Origin of the sequence: Alcanivorax hongdengensis A-11-3 (assembly GCF_000300995.1) — a bacterium.
In the GTDB taxonomy this organism is placed as follows: Bacteria; Pseudomonadota; Gammaproteobacteria; order Pseudomonadales; family Alcanivoracaceae; genus Alcanivorax; species Alcanivorax hongdengensis.
On record NZ_AMRJ01000077.1, the window covers coordinates 1 to 1,055 of the forward strand.

The 1,055-nt window shown below is 49.0% G+C and carries 1 protein-coding gene; it reads left to right on the forward strand.

The features are described from left to right. Window positions 1–910: IS5 family transposase (locus tag A11A3_RS17120; protein ID WP_008930590.1), on the forward strand; the 910-nt coding region annotated here is incomplete at its 5' end. Window positions 911–1,055: the final 145 nt, after the last annotated feature.

Sequence of the window (1,055 nt, forward strand, 5' to 3'; positions counted from 1 at the left end):
GAAAAAGAAAACGCGTCGGGAAATATTTCTGGAGAAAATGGACAAGCTTATCCCTTGGGAAAAGTTGGAACAGCAACTGGCCAAGAAGTATCACAGAGCAAAAACCGGACGACCACCTTATCCGTTGCCTGTCATGTTGCGTGTTCATGCGATGCAGCTTTTCTACAATCTTAGTGATCCGGCTATGGAAGATGCTTTGTACGAGATTGAGTCCATGCGCCAGTTTGCCGGGTTGAGACTTAGCGGCAATTTGCCAGACGAGACCACCATTTTGAACTTCAGGCACTTTCTGGAGGAACACAAGTTTGGCAAGATTATTTTCGAAACAATCAACGCTCATCTGGCCGGACAAGGCCTGATTCTGCGCGAAGGTAGCATCGTTGATGCCACCATTTTGAGTGCACCGTCTTCTACGAAAAACAGCAGTGGCGAGCGTGATCCAGAAATGTATCAAACCAAAAAAGGCAACGAGTGGCACTTTGGAATGAAGATGCACATTGGTACCGATGATGCCTTTGGTCTTATTCACAGCATTGCCACGACGTCGGCGAATGTCCATGACATCGTGGTCGCCGATCAGCTTTTGCACGGCAAAGAGCAGCGAGTGTGGGGCGATGCCGGCTACCTTGGAATTGGGCAGCGACCAGAACATCACAGTAGAAAGGTGGACTGGCAGATCGCTATGCGTCCTGGTAAACGAGCGAAGCTTCCAGAGGGTGATCCGGCGGCAAAACTGGAGCGGCTGAAAGCCGGTGTGCGGGCAAAAGTTGAGCACAGTTTTTTCTACATCAAGCGGGTTTTTGGTTATAACAAAGTTCGCTATCGAGGTCTGGCCAAGAACACCGAGCGACTTTACGTGCTGGCAGGGTTCAGCAATATGATGATGGCAAGAAAATATCTGGTGACATAGGGACAGGTGCGCCTGTCTGACGCCCGTTGGGCGGCAGAGGGCGCAAAAATGAGAGAAACCGATGCCTGTCGTCATTGTTTTTGCCATATTTTTCAAAGAACGGAACTGAATTTTTTAAAAAGTCAGTTTTTCAGAGGTTCCCTAG